The 15496-nt window shown below is 55.8% G+C and carries 14 protein-coding genes and 5 pseudogenes; 9 read left to right on the forward strand and 10 right to left on the reverse strand.

The genetic code is table 11. The features are described 5' to 3' along the window. Positions 1 to 2 precede the first annotated feature (2 nt). The 3 genes from ACZ5YD_RS06055 (at position 3) to ACZ5YD_RS06065 (ending at position 1204) form a co-directional block, all read left to right on the forward strand. Positions 3 to 512 carry a PUA domain-containing protein gene (locus ACZ5YD_RS06055; protein WP_379745726.1) on the forward strand — a complete coding sequence of 170 codons (510 nt, stop codon included), beginning with the start codon at positions 3 to 5 and terminating at the stop codon, positions 510 to 512. Positions 513 to 582: 70 nt separating this feature from the next. After that, entirely contained in the window at positions 583 to 915 is a 333-nt protein-coding gene (locus ACZ5YD_RS06060) for an ArsR/SmtB family transcription factor (RefSeq protein WP_379745724.1), read from the forward strand. A 121-nt stretch (positions 916 to 1036) separates the two neighbouring features. Then, entirely contained in the window at positions 1037 to 1204 is a 168-nt protein-coding gene (locus ACZ5YD_RS06065) for an FmdB family zinc ribbon protein (RefSeq protein ID WP_379745721.1), read from the forward strand. 203 nt (positions 1205 to 1407) lie between these two features. Here ACZ5YD_RS06065 and ACZ5YD_RS06070 read toward each other — a convergent pair. Next, positions 1408 to 1617 (reverse strand): annotated as a pseudogene (locus ACZ5YD_RS06070) (HpcH/HpaI aldolase family protein); the annotation flags it as partial. Between the two features lie 62 nt (positions 1618 to 1679). Then, positions 1680 to 2314, reverse strand: a pseudogene (locus tag ACZ5YD_RS06075) (restriction endonuclease); the annotation flags it as partial. 190 nt (positions 2315 to 2504) lie between these two features. Here ACZ5YD_RS06075 and ACZ5YD_RS06080 point away from each other — a divergent pair. Next, on the forward strand, positions 2505 to 3269 hold the full coding sequence (locus ACZ5YD_RS06080; protein ID WP_379745718.1) for an IclR family transcriptional regulator: 765 nt from the start codon (positions 2505 to 2507) through the stop codon (positions 3267 to 3269). 83 nt (positions 3270 to 3352) lie between these two features. On the opposite strand, the pseudogene ACZ5YD_RS06085 reads toward ACZ5YD_RS06080, so the two are convergent. Then, a pseudogene (locus tag ACZ5YD_RS06085) lies at positions 3353 to 3941 on the reverse strand (IS6 family transposase). 372 nt (positions 3942 to 4313) lie between these two features. Here ACZ5YD_RS06085 and ACZ5YD_RS06090 point away from each other — a divergent pair. After that, on the forward strand, positions 4314 to 5405 hold the full coding sequence (locus ACZ5YD_RS06090; RefSeq protein WP_379745716.1) for a TRAP transporter substrate-binding protein: 1092 nt from the start codon (positions 4314 to 4316) through the stop codon (positions 5403 to 5405). Between the two features lie 133 nt (positions 5406 to 5538). Here ACZ5YD_RS06090 and ACZ5YD_RS06095 read toward each other — a convergent pair whose 3' ends face one another. From ACZ5YD_RS06095 to ACZ5YD_RS06110, 4 genes and pseudogenes are all read right to left on the reverse strand, one after another. Further along, positions 5539 to 6414, reverse strand: a complete 876-nt coding sequence (locus tag ACZ5YD_RS06095; protein ID WP_379745713.1) for a dihydrodipicolinate synthase family protein — start codon at positions 6412 to 6414, stop codon at positions 5539 to 5541. 99 nt (positions 6415 to 6513) lie between these two features. Further along, positions 6514 to 7812 (reverse strand): TRAP transporter large permease, encoded by a 1299-nt coding sequence (locus ACZ5YD_RS06100; RefSeq protein ID WP_379745710.1) that lies wholly within the window; start codon positions 7810 to 7812, stop codon positions 6514 to 6516. Then, positions 7805 to 8350 (reverse strand): TRAP transporter small permease, encoded by a 546-nt coding sequence (locus ACZ5YD_RS06105; RefSeq protein WP_379745707.1) that lies wholly within the window; start codon positions 8348 to 8350, stop codon positions 7805 to 7807. The genes ACZ5YD_RS06100 and ACZ5YD_RS06105 overlap by 8 nt, the downstream gene beginning before the upstream one ends. A 1143-nt stretch (positions 8351 to 9493) precedes the next feature. Next, positions 9494 to 9655 (reverse strand): annotated as a pseudogene (locus tag ACZ5YD_RS06110) (zinc ribbon domain-containing protein); the annotation flags it as partial. A gap of 41 nt (positions 9656 to 9696) precedes the next feature. Here ACZ5YD_RS06110 and ACZ5YD_RS06115 point away from each other — a divergent pair. Both ACZ5YD_RS06115 and ACZ5YD_RS06120 read left to right on the forward strand, forming a co-directional pair. Beyond that, positions 9697 to 10869, forward strand: coding sequence for an MFS transporter (locus tag ACZ5YD_RS06115; protein ID WP_379745704.1), 1173 nt, complete (start codon positions 9697 to 9699; stop codon positions 10867 to 10869). A 108-nt stretch (positions 10870 to 10977) separates the two neighbouring features. After that, positions 10978 to 12021, forward strand: a complete 1044-nt coding sequence (locus tag ACZ5YD_RS06120; protein WP_379745701.1) for a zinc-dependent alcohol dehydrogenase — start codon at positions 10978 to 10980, stop codon at positions 12019 to 12021. A gap of 70 nt (positions 12022 to 12091) precedes the next feature. Here the strand turns inward: ACZ5YD_RS06120 and ACZ5YD_RS06125 are convergent, their stop codons facing one another. Further along, positions 12092 to 12958 carry an HpcH/HpaI aldolase/citrate lyase family protein gene (locus tag ACZ5YD_RS06125; RefSeq protein ID WP_379745698.1) on the reverse strand — a complete coding sequence of 289 codons (867 nt, stop codon included), beginning with the start codon at positions 12956 to 12958 and terminating at the stop codon, positions 12092 to 12094. Between the two features lie 418 nt (positions 12959 to 13376). On the opposite strand from ACZ5YD_RS06125, the pseudogene ACZ5YD_RS06130 reads away from it, so the two are divergent. Then, positions 13377 to 14213: pseudogene (locus ACZ5YD_RS06130) on the forward strand (hypothetical protein); the annotation flags it as partial. Between the two features lie 110 nt (positions 14214 to 14323). On the opposite strand, the gene ACZ5YD_RS06135 reads toward ACZ5YD_RS06130, so the two are convergent. Next, positions 14324 to 14650 carry a hypothetical protein gene (locus tag ACZ5YD_RS06135; protein WP_379745692.1) on the reverse strand — a complete coding sequence of 109 codons (327 nt, stop codon included), beginning with the start codon at positions 14648 to 14650 and terminating at the stop codon, positions 14324 to 14326. Between the two features lie 3 nt (positions 14651 to 14653). After that, a complete protein-coding gene (locus ACZ5YD_RS06140; protein ID WP_379745689.1) occupies positions 14654 to 15019 on the reverse strand; it encodes a winged helix-turn-helix domain-containing protein in 366 nt (121 codons plus the stop codon). Positions 15020 to 15128: 109 nt separating this feature from the next. Here ACZ5YD_RS06140 and ACZ5YD_RS06145 point away from each other — a divergent pair, with 109 nt between their 5' ends. Then, positions 15129 to 15461, forward strand: a complete 333-nt coding sequence (locus ACZ5YD_RS06145) for an ArsR/SmtB family transcription factor (protein WP_379745686.1) — start codon at positions 15129 to 15131, stop codon at positions 15459 to 15461. Positions 15462 to 15496: the final 35 nt, after the last annotated feature.

Here is a 15496-nt window from a genome sequence, read left to right on the forward strand (position 1 = left end):
TCATGAGCGACACGACGGGAATTCCGGACCTTCGCGTGAGCGCCGACTACCAGTTCGGCGCGGGCGCGGGCGCGGCGCTATTTCCGGACGACGAGCCGCTCTCGATCCGGCGATCGAGCGGCGGACGTCCCAGGCAGGTGCTCGCCGGCGACGTCGACCCCACGGGCGGCGATGAGGGCGAGCGGCTCGTCTCCTACGGGACGGACGGCCGGTTCACCCTCGGGATAGCGGGCGGCCGTCGGCTCCGGGAGGCGCTCGATCCGCCGGCGTATCGCGTGACCGTCGGCGAGGAGAGCGAGCCCTTCGTACGCGACGGGCGCAACGCGTTCGCGAAGTTCGTCCAGGCCGTCGACGACGCGGTGCGTCCCGGAGACGAGGTGCTCGTGGTGACGCCCGACGACGAGCTGTTGGCGGTCGGGCGCGCGGAGCTGGCCGCCGTCGAGATGCGCGCGTTCGAGACGGGCATGGCCGTGAAGGTGCGCGAGGGCGTGGGGACGAAAGACGAGAGGTGAGGATCCCCGGATGCCTGTCCGGTGGTTCGATGACGGAACGACATTTATACTGGGGGACCGATGTGTCGGTGTGACCTCCGAGTGGGACCCGGAGACGGTCTTCGAGATGCTCGGCAGCGAGGAGGTACGCAAGATCCTCGCGCTGACGAACACCGAGCCGAAGTCCGCGGGGGAGCTTGCCGATCACCTGTCGGTCTCACAGCCCACCGTCTATCGGCGCCTCAACGTCTGCCAGGAGCACAACCTGGTGCGCGAAGAGACCGAGATCGACGCGGAGGGGAACCACCGGAAGGTGTACCAGGCCTCGCTGGAACGCGTCACCTTCGAGCTGATCGAGACCGGGTTCGAGGTGAACATCGAACTCCGACACGACCCCCTCGAGGACGAGGCCTTCACGCAGTGAAGTGACGATCTCCGCGTCTTCGACGTCGATACGGCGATATTTCGGCATCACGGGTCACTAGCTGTTCGACTGACGTAGTCTCGCGCCGGTCATAAGCGTCTCCCGCCGCCAGTGTCCGTTGATGTCCGTGATCGACACCGTCAAGGACGCGATAGGCGTCGAGGACGACACACCGACCTACCGCTGTGGGGACTGTGGAACGGAGTTCGAGTCCGAGGCCGACCTCGATTCCTACTGGTTCAGCTGTCCGGAGTGTGAATCCTCCAACGCCGACCGGATCGAGGAGTGACGCGTAGCGGGGGCGGTGACGTTGCCCGTCGATCGCGTCTCCCCAGAGCCGCCGGATCCGTTCCGGCTCCACTCGCCACCGGATCCGTCCCGGCCCTCGAGGATCGCGTCCGCGACGTCCGTCACGCGCCGTCGATGTGACGCCGACGTCTCCACGCTTCGGGCGGCGTCAACGGTACACCGACAGGCGGAACAGCACGAAATTCACGCGCCGTTCCGTTCGGAGGCATCGAACCAGCTCGTGACGGTCTGCTCGAGCGCCCCGGTCGTGCTCCCGAGGTTCAGCATCTGGTAGCCGTTCGTCGCTTTTTCGTTGACGTCGTCCATCCCGAACCCGAGACCCGCAACGGGGACGTCCGCATCGACGGCCCTCGATCGAACCGTCTCGACGGCTTCCTGCACGCGATCACTATCTCCGACGAGGTCCGCCCGGCCTCGAAACGGACCGTCAATCGCCTGCTGGAACTCGGCGTGAAGCGTGTGGTGACCTGGTGGATGACGCCCACCGACGTCTCGAAGACGGTGTTCGTGTCCGCGGTGATCGCGGGACTATCGGACGAAACGTGACTTGTGAGTGTGGTGCTGGGAGGTCCGTTGCCTCAATGTTCTCGACGTCCTAGAACGCCTCTCTGACGGGTGCGTCGATGTCCGTGGCCGGATCATACGGTCGCAGCGTCTCGTTACAGAGGATCTCGATCCCCCCGTTGTAGAGATCGAGACCGATCTCGTCGGCGAGCTCTCGAAAGTCCTCGCCGTCGATTAGGTCGATAGGATAGGGATCACCGTTCTGTTGGAGTCGTTCAGCGTACTCCTCGGCAGGATTGGTGAACCGTCCCGTAGTAACGACCATTCCGCGCTTTGGCCCGTCGAAGTCGAACGTCGCGATCGCCGAGTGGAGCTTCTGGACGACTGGTCGTCCGACCGTTTCCGTGTGCTTGCACTCTACGACTATCCCCCGGCGGGTGCCGTCGACGACCTCCTCCATCATCACATCTCGCCCTTCGTCTGCCGTTTTCTCGGCCTGTCGGACGTTTTCGTAGCCGAGATTCCGGAATACGTCCTCCATCAGATCCTCTAATTCGAATCCCGAGAGGTCGTCTAGTACAGCCATTTCGTTTTGTGTGATGTGTGTATTACCACTACCAAATAGTCACCGTGCGCTATTGATGATTAAACTTGTAACAACATATGTCAACAGCACCGTTGAAAATTGGCATTATTCGAAAAATTGAATACTACACTTCCGTCCGATAGTCATCAACCACCATCTATATATTATATACAACTGAAATTGTAGTACTATGACCAAGAATTCAAAAAATAGTCTCCAATCTATCGAAAGGAGTTTCGATATTATTGAACAGCTAGTTGAGCTGGAGAGTGCGGGTTTAACTGAGCTTTCGGAATGTCTAGATATTCCAAAAAGTACCGTGTATATTCATCTACAGACCCTTGTTCAGCGTGGATATGTCACGAAATATGGCGATGATTATCGACCTTCCTTTAGATTTCTACAGCTCGGTGGACAAATGAGACATCGTTTGCCACTTTATCGTCATGGACGGCCGAAAGTAGATGAGTTGGCCCAACAAACCGGAGAGCTGGTTAATCTTGCAATTGAAGAACGTGGCCGTGGTGTTGTAATCTACATTTCAAAAGGTCAAGATGCTGCGATAAATCTTGAACCAATGGGGAAGTACGGATACCTTCATCAACCCGCTTACGGGAAAGCTATTTTAGCTCAACGAACCCCAGAAGACGTGAACAATATCATTGATCGACATGGCATGAGAAAGCTAACGCAGAACACGATTTCAGATAGGGATCAGCTCCATGACGAATTGAGAAAAACCCGAGAGCGTGGGTACGCACTTGAATTAGACGAGGGAGAGGAAGGTCTGGGTTGTATTGGAGTTGCAATCACTGACAGTGAGAATGGTGTTATCGGAGCTGTTAGCATTTCGATGCCTTCCACCAAAATCTCAAATACTGACGTGCAAAAAGAGATGGCGCAAAAATTACAAAATACAGCCAATGTGATCGAACTCAAAATTGAGCATACCTGAGTAATTAGGTCATGTCTCATCTAAGACAGTTCACGTTAACTTTGGCGTGGATTATGATAGATGGCGACAGATTCAAGCCTGTTTTAAGCTGTCTCTAGCACGACATTGCTAAAACTATTTGTGAACGATGATGTTCGCCGTTCTATTTTTTATAAGATATGTTCGATGGCAATCCAATTTCCATGCTGAATAACTTGAAATGGATAATTGTCTTCAGCAAGAATTAATTCATGATAGCTTCCATTATCGATGAGGAACGTCACGGTATTGAGCTAGTAGTGCTAGTGTAGCTCAGTCAGAAACCATCGCGTCAGTTTTTCATTTGTGGTGGCAGAGAGGTTAACGTGAAGGATTTCGTTCCTATCCGGATAAACTTTGCCGTCCAGCTAGAACTGCGGACCATGGAGTCGGAGCATCTTTTCGTCAACCGCGAGTTGATCCTCCGAGACGATCAAGAGCAGCTATAGATCGACTTTATGAACCTAGTTTCGAATAGCAATGGGACTCAGATCGACCGATATCACTCAAGAAATTTATTTATCTCTCGAAGTGACATACTAGTCAAATGACAGCGAATTCTTTTCTTAATCGTCCGGTGTGGAGTTCGAACTCGCCCTCTAAACGACAAGTCAATCCACGCGATACCTTCCAAGGGCGTTCGATCTCCGCGATAGAACTCTAATTCGGACGCCTCAATCCCTAACTTACCGCGACCCCAAGACACGATCAAACCATCTAGTGTGATTGTACCTTCATTACTCAAAATCACAAACGTACGTATGTAATGCCCATGGATCTGATCTTTGAGTGTAGTCAATATAATTGACCAGGAATATTCGCAATTTAATCTAGATATCCAGATTACACGGCTTCTAAGAGTACTTTTCCCCTAATAAACTATCTTCAATGATATTGACTAACTCGAAGCTGCTCGCTACTGGATTTCCACAGATTTGTGTACCACAAAGATGCTCAATTTTAGAGATATGCCCACAACAAAATATCCAAAACATTTATTAATAATTAGTATCCTCAATAGCACGTATGTCCTGGAATAATGGGCCGGTTGAGCGCAGAGAACTACTGAAAAAGAGTGGCGTTGCACTTACAGTTGGTACGGTAGGTACTGCTGGATGCATGGGTGGAAATGGGAATGGAAATGGTGGTAACGGAGGGAATGGTGGTAACGGCGGTAATGGTGGTAACGGAGATAGCGAAGAAGATGTCGAGATCACCCTTGCTTCGGCTAACGGGCCAGAGAGCACGATTGTTCAGACCATTCAATCGGAATTTATCGATCGTATTGAAAATGAGACTGACGGTCGTATCTCGTTTAACCTGGAAGCAGGCACAATAGGCGGCGCCGAGGAAGTTCTTGACGCTACAGTTTCGGGAACGACCGATATGGTTATCGAGAGTCCTGAGGCGACTGCAACACGATTTGCCCCATCGTATACGTTTGCGGGCGACCCCTTTGTCATCAGGGATATCGAACATTATCGTAGTGTCGAAGAGGAATTCTTGTTGACCGAGGACGGGCTCAATGGAGAGCTCTTGAACAATGGTCTCCGAATGTTCAAAGGCTACCGATGGGGAAATCGGGGAGTCACGGCTAATAAGTCGGTTACCTCACCAGAAGACGTTCAGGGATTGAAGATGAGGCTTCCCCAGTTCGACTCGTGGGTCGGCGTTTGGGAAGAGATTGGCGTTGATGTTACCCCGGTTCCATTCGACGAGCTCTATTCGGCATTGGAGACCGGTGTTGCAGACTCCTCGGAGGGGCCAATAACGCAGTTCATGTCGACGAGCCTCTATGAGGTTCAAAGTCATTTCTCAGAGACGAACCATCTGTTGAGTATGCACCACTTCATCATGAATGAGGAATTCTATCAGGGTCTCTCTACAGACGACAGAGACTACATGGAATCCGTGATAGAAGAGGCGGCCGATGATGTAACAGATAGCATCCGTGAACAGGAAGAGGACGAGTATGATGCGGCTCGTGATGAAGGTACTACCATAATTCGTGCAGATGAGGTTGACCGGGAGGCGTTTGTAGAAGCAGGACAACCCTACCTTGAGGAATTATCTTCCGAGGAATGGGCTGTTGACTTCCAGGAGATCCAGGATCTGTAGGCTCCGAACCTGAATATCGAGGGACTGGATCGGTTTTTCAATATCTATTTTCACGGGCGGATATGATGTGAGAGGAACTGTGGTCTAGATCACGACTAGTCTAAAAGAGAATTCTCTGATGCTGATCTTGTGGCTACCCCATTGACTCGTCAAAACGCACGCGAAGTTCTCGCTTCATCTCCTCATTGAGCGTTGGGAGGGGAGGAAGAGAAGGTCCAACATCAATTCCAGAATAGGTTGTCAGATACTTTATACCGGGAATAAGCGGAATTTCCCTAAAGGAACGTCCGATCTCAATAGTGGATCGTAGTGCGTCCATCATTGCTTCGTCATTGTTGTCTACGAATGAACTGTATACGTTGACGAGGGTCGACGGCATGTAATTTGCCTCACCTGGAACGATTCCGTCAATTCCCAAACGAAAGACAGTAGGTGAATCGATAACCCCCCCTTGGAGAACAGAAAATGACTCCGGAGTCGAACGAACAAGCTCATAGAGATATCCGACATCACCACTAGAGTCCTTAATTCCGTGTATAGCTGGATGTTCTGCGAGCGCTTGAACAGTTGCCACGGGGAGTTCTTGCCCTGTTCGAGACGGGATATGATAGAGGATGATGGGGAGTGATGAGTCGTCTGCTATGTTGGAATAAAACTCCTCAAAACCCTCTGGAGAGCCAGGTAAGTAATACGGGAGGACGATGACTGCAGCATCTGCACCAGCCTTCTCAGCATCATCAATTAGGGAAAGTACCTCTGAACGACTTGTCCCACCACATCCCGCTAATACTGGCACAGAATCTGCTGAATTTGATACGGTTTGGATTATTGTGGATCGGTCCGATCGTGATAGACTCGAAAACTCTCCGGTCGTCCCACATGGGAACAAACCGTGTACCCCATTTTTCACAAGCCGATTGGTTAATTGTCGTAATTCATCTATGGCGATTGTTCCTGAGCGATCTTCGACAGGCGTAACCATGGGTGGGATGACCCCATTGATATCCATGCGAATAGCGATTATATCTAGTCATAAAAGTATTTATGGAATATCCTCCTCGCCTAAATATAATAATTGACACAATTTCTTTTCAAAATGGCGCGTTCCTCACAGCAGACCGGTTGCTCGAGGAACGTATAACGAGAGTTCTGGGAATATAACAATGAATAATAGAACGATCCCCAGCGGAATGTAGTATGGCAGCATAGATTTCATTACATCTGTGAGAGTTTCATCGGTAACTCGTTCAAGTACAAAGAGAATAATACCGAAAGGCGGTGTGATAAGACCATACATCAACGTGACTATCATTACGATTCCAAAGTGAATCGGATCGATACCAAGAGTTGGGAACATCGGCAGTAAGACTGGTGTGAGTATCAGAAGAATCGCGTTAGTCTCCATGAACGTACCTAACACGAGCAGTAGTATCGTCAAGAAGAGAAGTGTGATTACCGTACTCTCAGAGATTCCAAGTATGACTCCTCCGAGGATATCCGGAATTCCTGAAAGCGTAAGCCAGTAGGCATAGACATTCGCGAATCCGAGAATAATGATAATACTCGCTGTATCTTCGAATGTGTCGCGACAAACCCTGTAATACGTCCGAACGTTTAGGCCACGATAATAGAACGTACCGATCAGGATTGCCCATAGACTGGCAACAATAGCGGCCTCAGTTGCTGTGAAGATCCCGAGCATGATTCCGCCGAGGATGATTGCAGGCGTTATGAGGCCTGGGATAGTTCGTAATAACGAAACAGAAAGTCTTCGAACATTAATCGGCTCACCCCGTGGCCAGTCGTGTTTCCGGGCCAAGAAATAGATCGTCAGCATCAGCGCTATAGCCATCATCAGTCCCGGAATCACACCTGCCATGAACAGGGCACCGATCGACTCTTCGACAAGTACAGCGTAAATCACGACCGGAATACTGGGGGGGATAATTGGTCCAATTATTGCAGAGGATCCGGTCACTCCCACTGCATCTTTCCCATCAAATCCATGTGACGTCATCGCGTCATATTCTATCACGCCAAGGCCAGCTGCATCAGCAACCGCAGACCCGCTCATTCCGGAGAAGATTACGCTTACAATCACATTCACCTGAGCGAGTCCCCCTTGTAGCGTCCCAACTAGTTCAGTGGCAAAGTCAAAGAGATCTTCAGTTATCCCCGCCTCATTCATAAGTCGGCCTGCAAAGATGAAAAACGGAATCGCTAGTAGTACCCACACGTCCATTCCCGCATAGACTCGCTGTGCCAAGATGGCAAAATTGAGTTCTGGGCCGATAGGGAGAAACATCACAACAACAACCGTTGAACCAAGTGCATAACCGAGCGGTACGCCAAGCGCGTACAATCCCAATAGTGTAATGAAAAAGGCGAGCAACAAGAGGTTAGACATGATCATCACCTGCGTCAGTTTCGACTCCATCCGTTGATGCTAACGCGATCAATTTCCCCAAGGTATCCGAAATGACATAGACGATTGTTGCACCGAAGGATACGGCCATTACTGCGTATATCCATCGGATGTAGAACCATCTAATTGTAGGAAGCGTGATCGAGTTAACTTGGTAGTATGATAGGTACGAGGACTGAACCATAATTACGAGAAATCCAATTAACAATATGTTACGGACTAAGATGAGAACATTATACGTCTCGTTGGAGAATCGTTCAAGAATTGGTAAGAATGAGATATCCAAGTTATGTTTGAATAGATATGGAAGGGCGACTAATGTGAGAAACACCAACGTTGTTCGTGTTATCTCACCAACCCAATACAGACCGACAGAAATATCGATAAAGCGATTAAAAATTTGAATTAATCCCGTTATTAGCATCAGATGTAGCAGAAGAATACCTGCTATTTGGATAATACTATCATCTTTCTTACCAATAATATCAGTGGCTATTCTTGATAACGCCTGTAATGGCATACCAAGAGATTCCAGACTAATACATGATAAAGATTTTGTATCAAGTCGGGATCGTATTTATGTAAGACGAAGAGTAAGGAAAGACGGTCTTGGAACGCTTCATGTTCCGAGTCGCTCTTCAAAATCGATGTGAAGACAGCTTCGAGTTGGCTTCTCTGGAGAAAGGGCGATCCCCGAGTCAATAACTAAACTCAATATCCACTTGAGCTGGCTATTCTACCTTTACTATATTTTATCTTATATATCTATGTATTTTATATTTATCGCTGTTAACTCATCAGCACATCTAGGTTCAGAAGTCCGCTCGATGGCCGTTTGATGGGACGAGTTCAGATTGCCTTGTGATCGATGGGATTGTGAACTCAATGATGATGGATATGACTGTATTCCGACGGTTATTCGCTACAATCCACTTACTGCATGTTTAGTTTAATATGACGAGAATCCCTGAAGTAAATGAATTTTCGAGGAATTCCACGGAATACATCTCGTCAGCGACGTACGCGTTCTGAACAACAAGATACGGTGGTTATAGACGCCCTTCCAACGATGTCACTGCGTGAAACACGGGAATCAAACCAGCATAAAATATGTATTTAGAAATTAAAAATACTAAACTAACCAATTATCAAACTATTTCTATCCTCGAATGCAGATGTCGTTAAAGCAGGCGTCAAACATTCGTCTTCACATACAACTAGCTTATCTCACAGCAGCGGGGCGAAGGCTGGTGAAAGAGTCACTTATCTTGCTCATTTCCTGATTGGAACAGGGGAACGAGCGAGTCGGATATACGTCTTCCGTCGATCGAGACAACGTCTTAGCAAGCGACTATTTCGATTCGCATCGGATTCCTCGATGGATCCGGGATCGTCGACCACTCGAACGTCCGCCCGTTCGAGTGCGATCGAGGACACGGCATCGAGGGTCGTCGACGTCGACATCCGTTTCCAGGGCGGTGATTCGAAGCGGTGCACGTCCCACCTCGGTCTAGATCGTGGTGCCGGTTCGCTCGATCGTATCGTCACGGCGGTGCGTTCGATCGTTCTCGTGGCGGGTTCGCGATCGCCTTCGACGCCGCGAAGGAGCGTGACCTGCCCTCAGCGATCCGGAGTAGTCGTGACGGTGCAATCTGTCACCCCGCTATTTTGATTTAGTCAGACCCTCTGTCGGAGGACTCTGAGTTATCTTTCGTCGGATGTTCACCGCGCCGTTCACGTCCGCGTTCATCGTCGCTCCGCACGACTCACAGACGTACAACCCACGCACCACACGATTCGCGTCACGCATCCGCCCACAACACGACTCCTTGCTCTTTATAATGTGGCGGGGCGGAGTCAGAGGCGATGAGTCGATGGCGAGAACGGGAGATTCTCGGGGTGACGACGGCGGCGTTTTTCGTGACGATGTTTGCCCGTCTCGTCACGAGTCCGCTGGTCCCCCAGATCACCGACGCCTTCTCGGTCTCGAACGGTCAGGTGGGACTGGCGTTTTCGGGAATGTGGGCCGCCTACGCCCTCTTCCAGTTCCCGGGTGGCGTGCTAGCCGACCGGATCGGCGAGACGCGAGTCGTCTCGATCGCCATCGGGGCGACCGGGATCACGACCCTCGCGCTCGGACTGTCGCCGACGTTTCCGGTGTTCGCGATCCTCGCCGTTGGCGTCGGTGCGGCCTCGGGACTGTACTTCACCGCCGGGGTGGCGTTTCTCTCCAATCAGTTCCAGAATACGGGCCGAGCGCTCGGCATTCACGAGATCGGTGCCTCGGCCGGCGGACTCGTGGCTCCCGTCGCCGCCGCGTACCTGGCGGCGCGCCTCGACTGGCGGGCGGGACCGCTCGCCGCGACGGCGATCGCGGTCGCCGCGCTCGCGCTGTTCGTCTGGCGGGCGCCCGCCACGTCACCCGAGAACCTCGACGCCTCGATACGCGACCAGCTCAACGTGCGCCGACTCCTGGACCTCCTCTCTCGCCGGACCATCCTGTTCACCACCGCGATCGCGATGCTCGGATTTTTCACCTGGCAAGCGTTCGCCTCCTTTTTCCCCACGTTTCTCGTCGAATACGGGGGCCTCTCCACGTCCCGGGCGAGCGTCATCTTCGGCGCGGTGTTCGCGTTCACGCTCGTCGGATCGCCAGCGCTCGGTCGGGTCTCGGATACGATCGGCCGCGACGTCGTTTTGGGCGGTGCGTTCCTCGCTGGCGCCGCTGGATACGCGACGTTCCTGTTGGGCACGGGACCGTTCGTCCACGGCGGCGGCGTTATCCTCGTGGGGCTGGGCCTCAGCTGGCCCGGCGTCATGAACTCGCGATTCATGGACAACCTCGCGCCCGACGAACGGGGAACGGGGTTCGGTCTCGTTCGGACGGTCGTGTTGCTCGTCAGTTCGCTCGGGAGCGGCGTCACCGGACTACTGGTCGACGTCGCCGGGTGGAAAACGGCCTACGGGTTCGTTGCCGGCCTGCTCGGGACGCTCGTCGTCCTGCTGGTGCTCAACCGGGCGCTCGGTACGAACGCGTAGCGCCGGCGGACCGACGAGGGACCTCCGCCGGGCTGGGGACGCGACTCGACATCCGGAGTCGAGGGGAGAGCCCATTCGTTTATCAGGATCGAATCAGACGTCAGTCGTATGCGTGCACTTGCCAAGACAACTCGAGACAAGGGTGGGATGGAACTCGTCGACGTCCCGAAACCGGAGCCGAAACCGAACGAGGCGCTCGTCGAAGTCGCTTACGCCGGCGTGTGCGGCAGCGACGCGGGTATCTACAAGTTCAAGGAGGCGTACCACCGGATGGAACCGCCGACCGTCATCGGTCACGAATACTCGGGACGGGTGGTCGACGTCGGGTCCGACGTCACGGAGTTCTCCGTCGGTGACCCGGTCGTCGAGCGACCGATACGCGGCTGTGGCTCGTGTTATCAGTGTAAGTCCGGCGACGAACACGTCTGTCAGAACGCCGTCGTCACCGGCGTCGACCACGACGGCGCCTACGCCGAGTACGTTCCCGTTCCGGAGACGGCGCTCCACGCGCTTCCACCCGAACTCGACCTGCGACGCGCCGCCGTCACCGAACCGACGAGCATCGGGGCTCGCGCCGTCGTCGAGAACTCGCGAGTCGGGGCGGGCGACACGGTGCTGGTCGCCGGTCCCGGCCCGATCGGGCAGGTCACCGCACAGATAGCCGCCGCGCAGGGAGGCGACGTGATCGTCGCGGGCGTGGGTCGGGACGCGGAACACCGGCTTCCGCTGGCGCGGGACTTCGGCTTCCGAACGGTCGACGTCGAGAACGAGGATCTCGATTCGCTCCGCGAGGAGGTCACCGACGGAATCGGCTTCGACGTCGTGTTCGATACGACCGGTCACCCGTCAGGACTCCCGATGTCCGTCGACGCGGTCCGGAAGGGCGGTCAAATCGTGCTGGTCGGACAGACCGGCGAGACCACGATGGCCTACTCGCCGCTGGTCCGCTCGGAGCTGGACATCCAGTGTTCGTTCGCCTCGATGTGGGAGGACTTCGAGCGGTCGGTCCGGATGATCCGGTCGGGAACCGTCGACGCCGAGGGGCTCATCGATTCCCGATTTTCGCTCCTCGACGCCGACGAAGCGTTCGAGGCGTTTCTGGACGGACGGACCTGCAAGCCGGTGTTCGACGTCTCCGAACTCCGAGAGTGACGCGACGAGGCGACGGAAGCTCCGCCCGCCAGCACGAATCGCCCTTCTCTGGCGGAGCGGGAGGGGATCGTCACCCGCTCGGGTCGACACCGTGTTTCGCGGCGCGAACCACCCGCTCTCGGTGTGCCTCCACGACCGGTTTGTCGAGGAAGGTCCCGTCGACGTATATCGCTCCCTTCTCGTCAGGCGCCGACTCGAAGGCGTCGATGAAGTGCCGTGACCGTTCGACCTCCTCGATCGAGGGCGTGAAGAGCTCGTTTATCTCTGGTATCTGATCCGGTAAGAAGGTGAGCTTCGCGTCGTAACCCATGCGACGTCCCTCCCGCGTGTCCGTACGAAGTCCCGTCGGGTCGTCGCGCTGAAGGTATGGAGTGTCGACGGCTGGGACGTCGACGGCGCTGGCGGCCAGTGACACCAGATAACGCGGTAACGAGACGTCGGCGTCGGACTGGGCCAGGGTTCCCAGGTGACGCCGGAGGTCGCCCATGCCGAACGCGAGGGCGGAGATCAGCGGACTCGCACGCGCGATTTCGTGTGCACGGAAGACGGCCGCCGGCCGTTCGACGAGGGGAACGATGCCGGTCTCGTCCTCGTGGCCGGCCTCGCGTACGAGATCGTCGACGACGTCGACGTCGCTCTCGGACCTGACGTCCGGAAGCAGTAGAGCGTCCGGCGGCCGTTCGGTAGACAGGAGTACCTCCAAGTCGCTCACCCCCCACTCGGTGTCGAGACCGTTCACGCGGACGACGTGTGGTTTCGAGTCTCGGGAGCGCTCTTCGAGGGCCGCGCGAGCAGTCCGGCGCCCGTCCGGCTTGGCGGGCGGCTTGAGCGCGTCCTCCATGTCCAGGACGATAGCGTCAGCAGGCCCTTCCCGCGCTCTCTCGAGCGCCTCCGTGTCGGTGGCCGGGACGAACAGATAGCTTCGACTGTAGCGCATCCTGTGGAGACACCGATTCGGGAGACAAAAAACCAGGTAGTGGCTCAGATCGTGGTGGCGACCCGTGGCGGTCGATCGTCTCGATCTTGCTGGTTCCCCCTCGGTCTGGCGGGTGCCCTGGTGTCGCGCGCGAGCGCCGATCGACCCGCGAACCGGATCGAAACGGGGTGTGATCGGCGACGAGTCCGCGTACGGACTCCGTTTGTCGGATTCCGACGGTAGAACGGCTTTAACCGGGATACAAACGGAATTAAACCGACTTAACCGATTCATCTCTTTATAACCGACCAGGGACAGGGCCCGAGTGGACATGAGCGAAACCACAGGCACGAAGACGATCGGACTGCTGCTGATCGCGGTCGTCGCGATCGGCGCGATGGCCGGCGTCGCGGCCGCCGAGGGCGACTTCGGCGTGACCGTCGACGATGCCGGCAACGAACCGACGGTCACAGTGACCGAGAACGACAGCGCGGTGGAAAACGCGACGGTGAACGTCACCACCGCCGAGGGACAGAACGTCACGTACGCCGGCGAGGGCGAGTACACGACCGACGAGAACGGGACGGTCGGCCTCCCTGCCGCCGAGGAGAACGTGACGGTCGAGGTGACCGCGACCGCCGGGAACGAGAGCGTCTCGACGACGGTCGATCTGACCGCCGGCGATGACGACGAGTCCGCGGAGGACACGCCGTTCGGCCAGCTGGTCCGCGAGTTCATCCAGCAGACCGACGACCGCGACGGTGGGATCGGCTCCGCCGTCTCGGAGTTCGTGACGTCGAACAACCCGGGCAACGCCGATGATGCACCGGGCAACGCCGGTGATGCGCCGGGGAACTCCGATCGGGCGAACGACGGCGAGCGCGGACCGCCGGCTCACGCCGGTCCGGGCGACGACGCTGACGACGAATCCGATGATGTCGACGACGACGACGACGCCGAGGAGGAAGAGGACGAGACCGACACCGACGACGCCGACGAGGAGAGCGACGATGCTGATGACGGCGACGTCGATGAGGACGATGCTGACGACGAAGACGAGTCCGAGGAGGATGAGTCCGAGGACGACGACGCTGACGAGGAGAACGAATCAGAGGAAGCGGATGCTGACGACGCTGACGATGAAGCGGATGCGGACGATGCTGACGATGAAGCGGACGAGGAGGACGAGGACGACACCGACGACGAGTCCGAGGAAGACGACGATGATGGCGAACGCGGACCGCCGGACCACGCGGGCGGTCCGGGCGGTAACTGACGACGACGCCTCCACGCACCGGGCGGCGTCGGGTTGACGTCAACGATCGCGTTCCGTTAGGGTCCCAACGTTTCGGGCGGTTCGTTTCCGTAGTCGGAGAATACTCCCGATCAACCTTCCAGATACTTGTTCAATTCACGTCGCGTGTCATCGACGGTCTCACCCGTCACCTGTGCTGGTTGCGTATCGATCACCGCATCTTTGAGAGTCGTGACGGACCAAGGTGATACGAAGGATCGTCGCGGAAGGCTTCCACGCTCGATCCGTTCCGGAGTCAGCTCTATCGCGTTGTGCCGTTCCGTCGTCGTGATCACGGCGGCTACGTACTCCTGGCCGTGAAATGGATGAGTACTGTTCGACAAAACCACATACGGGCGTTTCGGCGCGTTTCCGAACGGGTCCGTCGCAAGGACGATCGCGCCCCGTGGGTACGCCATCGATCACGCCTCGTTGCTCAGGTCGGGTAGATCGTCCTCCCAGCCCTCGTTGGTCGCGTACCAGTCGTCGCTGAACCGGTCCGCAACGGCCTCCACACCAACGATTGACGCCGCCGCCGCAGCGAGGCGATCGTCCTCGGCCGCCGCCCAATACGGCTCTTTGTGTCGAACGAGTCCGGCATCTTCCAGGCGTTGTAGCGTTGGTCCGACGCTGCCCCTCGGGATGTTCGTCGCTTCGGCTAACTCCGCGGGCGTGAACCCGACACCGCGGTGTTCAAGCAGGTATTTGAGTATCATTCCGGCGTTCGACCCTTCCGAGAGGTCTATCCGCGACCCACCAGGCGTATGCGTCTCGAAGTCCACCGGCATAGTACAATTATTGTATTCGAACTGTATTAGAATTCCGGTGGAGACGAGTACAACTGGAGCGAATCGTGGTGACGAAACGACATTTATACCCGCGGGCCGATGTCCCGGTGTGACCTCCGAGTGGGACCCCGAGACGGTCTTCGAGGTGCTCGGCAGCGAGGAGGTGCGCAAGATCCTCGCGTTGACGAACACCGAGGCGAAGTCGGCGGGGGAGCTTGCCGATCAGCTGTCGGTGTCACAACCCACCGTTTATAGGCGCCTCAACGTCTGCCAGGAGCACGACCTGGTGCGCGAGGAGACCGAGATCGACGCGGAGGGGAACCACCGAAAGGTGTACCGGGCCTCGCTGGAACGCGTCACCTTCGAGCTGATCGACGCCGGGTTCGAGGTGAACATCGAACTCCGCCACGACCCCCTCGAGGACGAGGACTTCACGCAGTGAAGCGACGATCCCCGCGTGTTCGGCGTCGAGACGGG

It is taken from the genome of Halopenitus salinus (genome assembly GCF_055397165.1).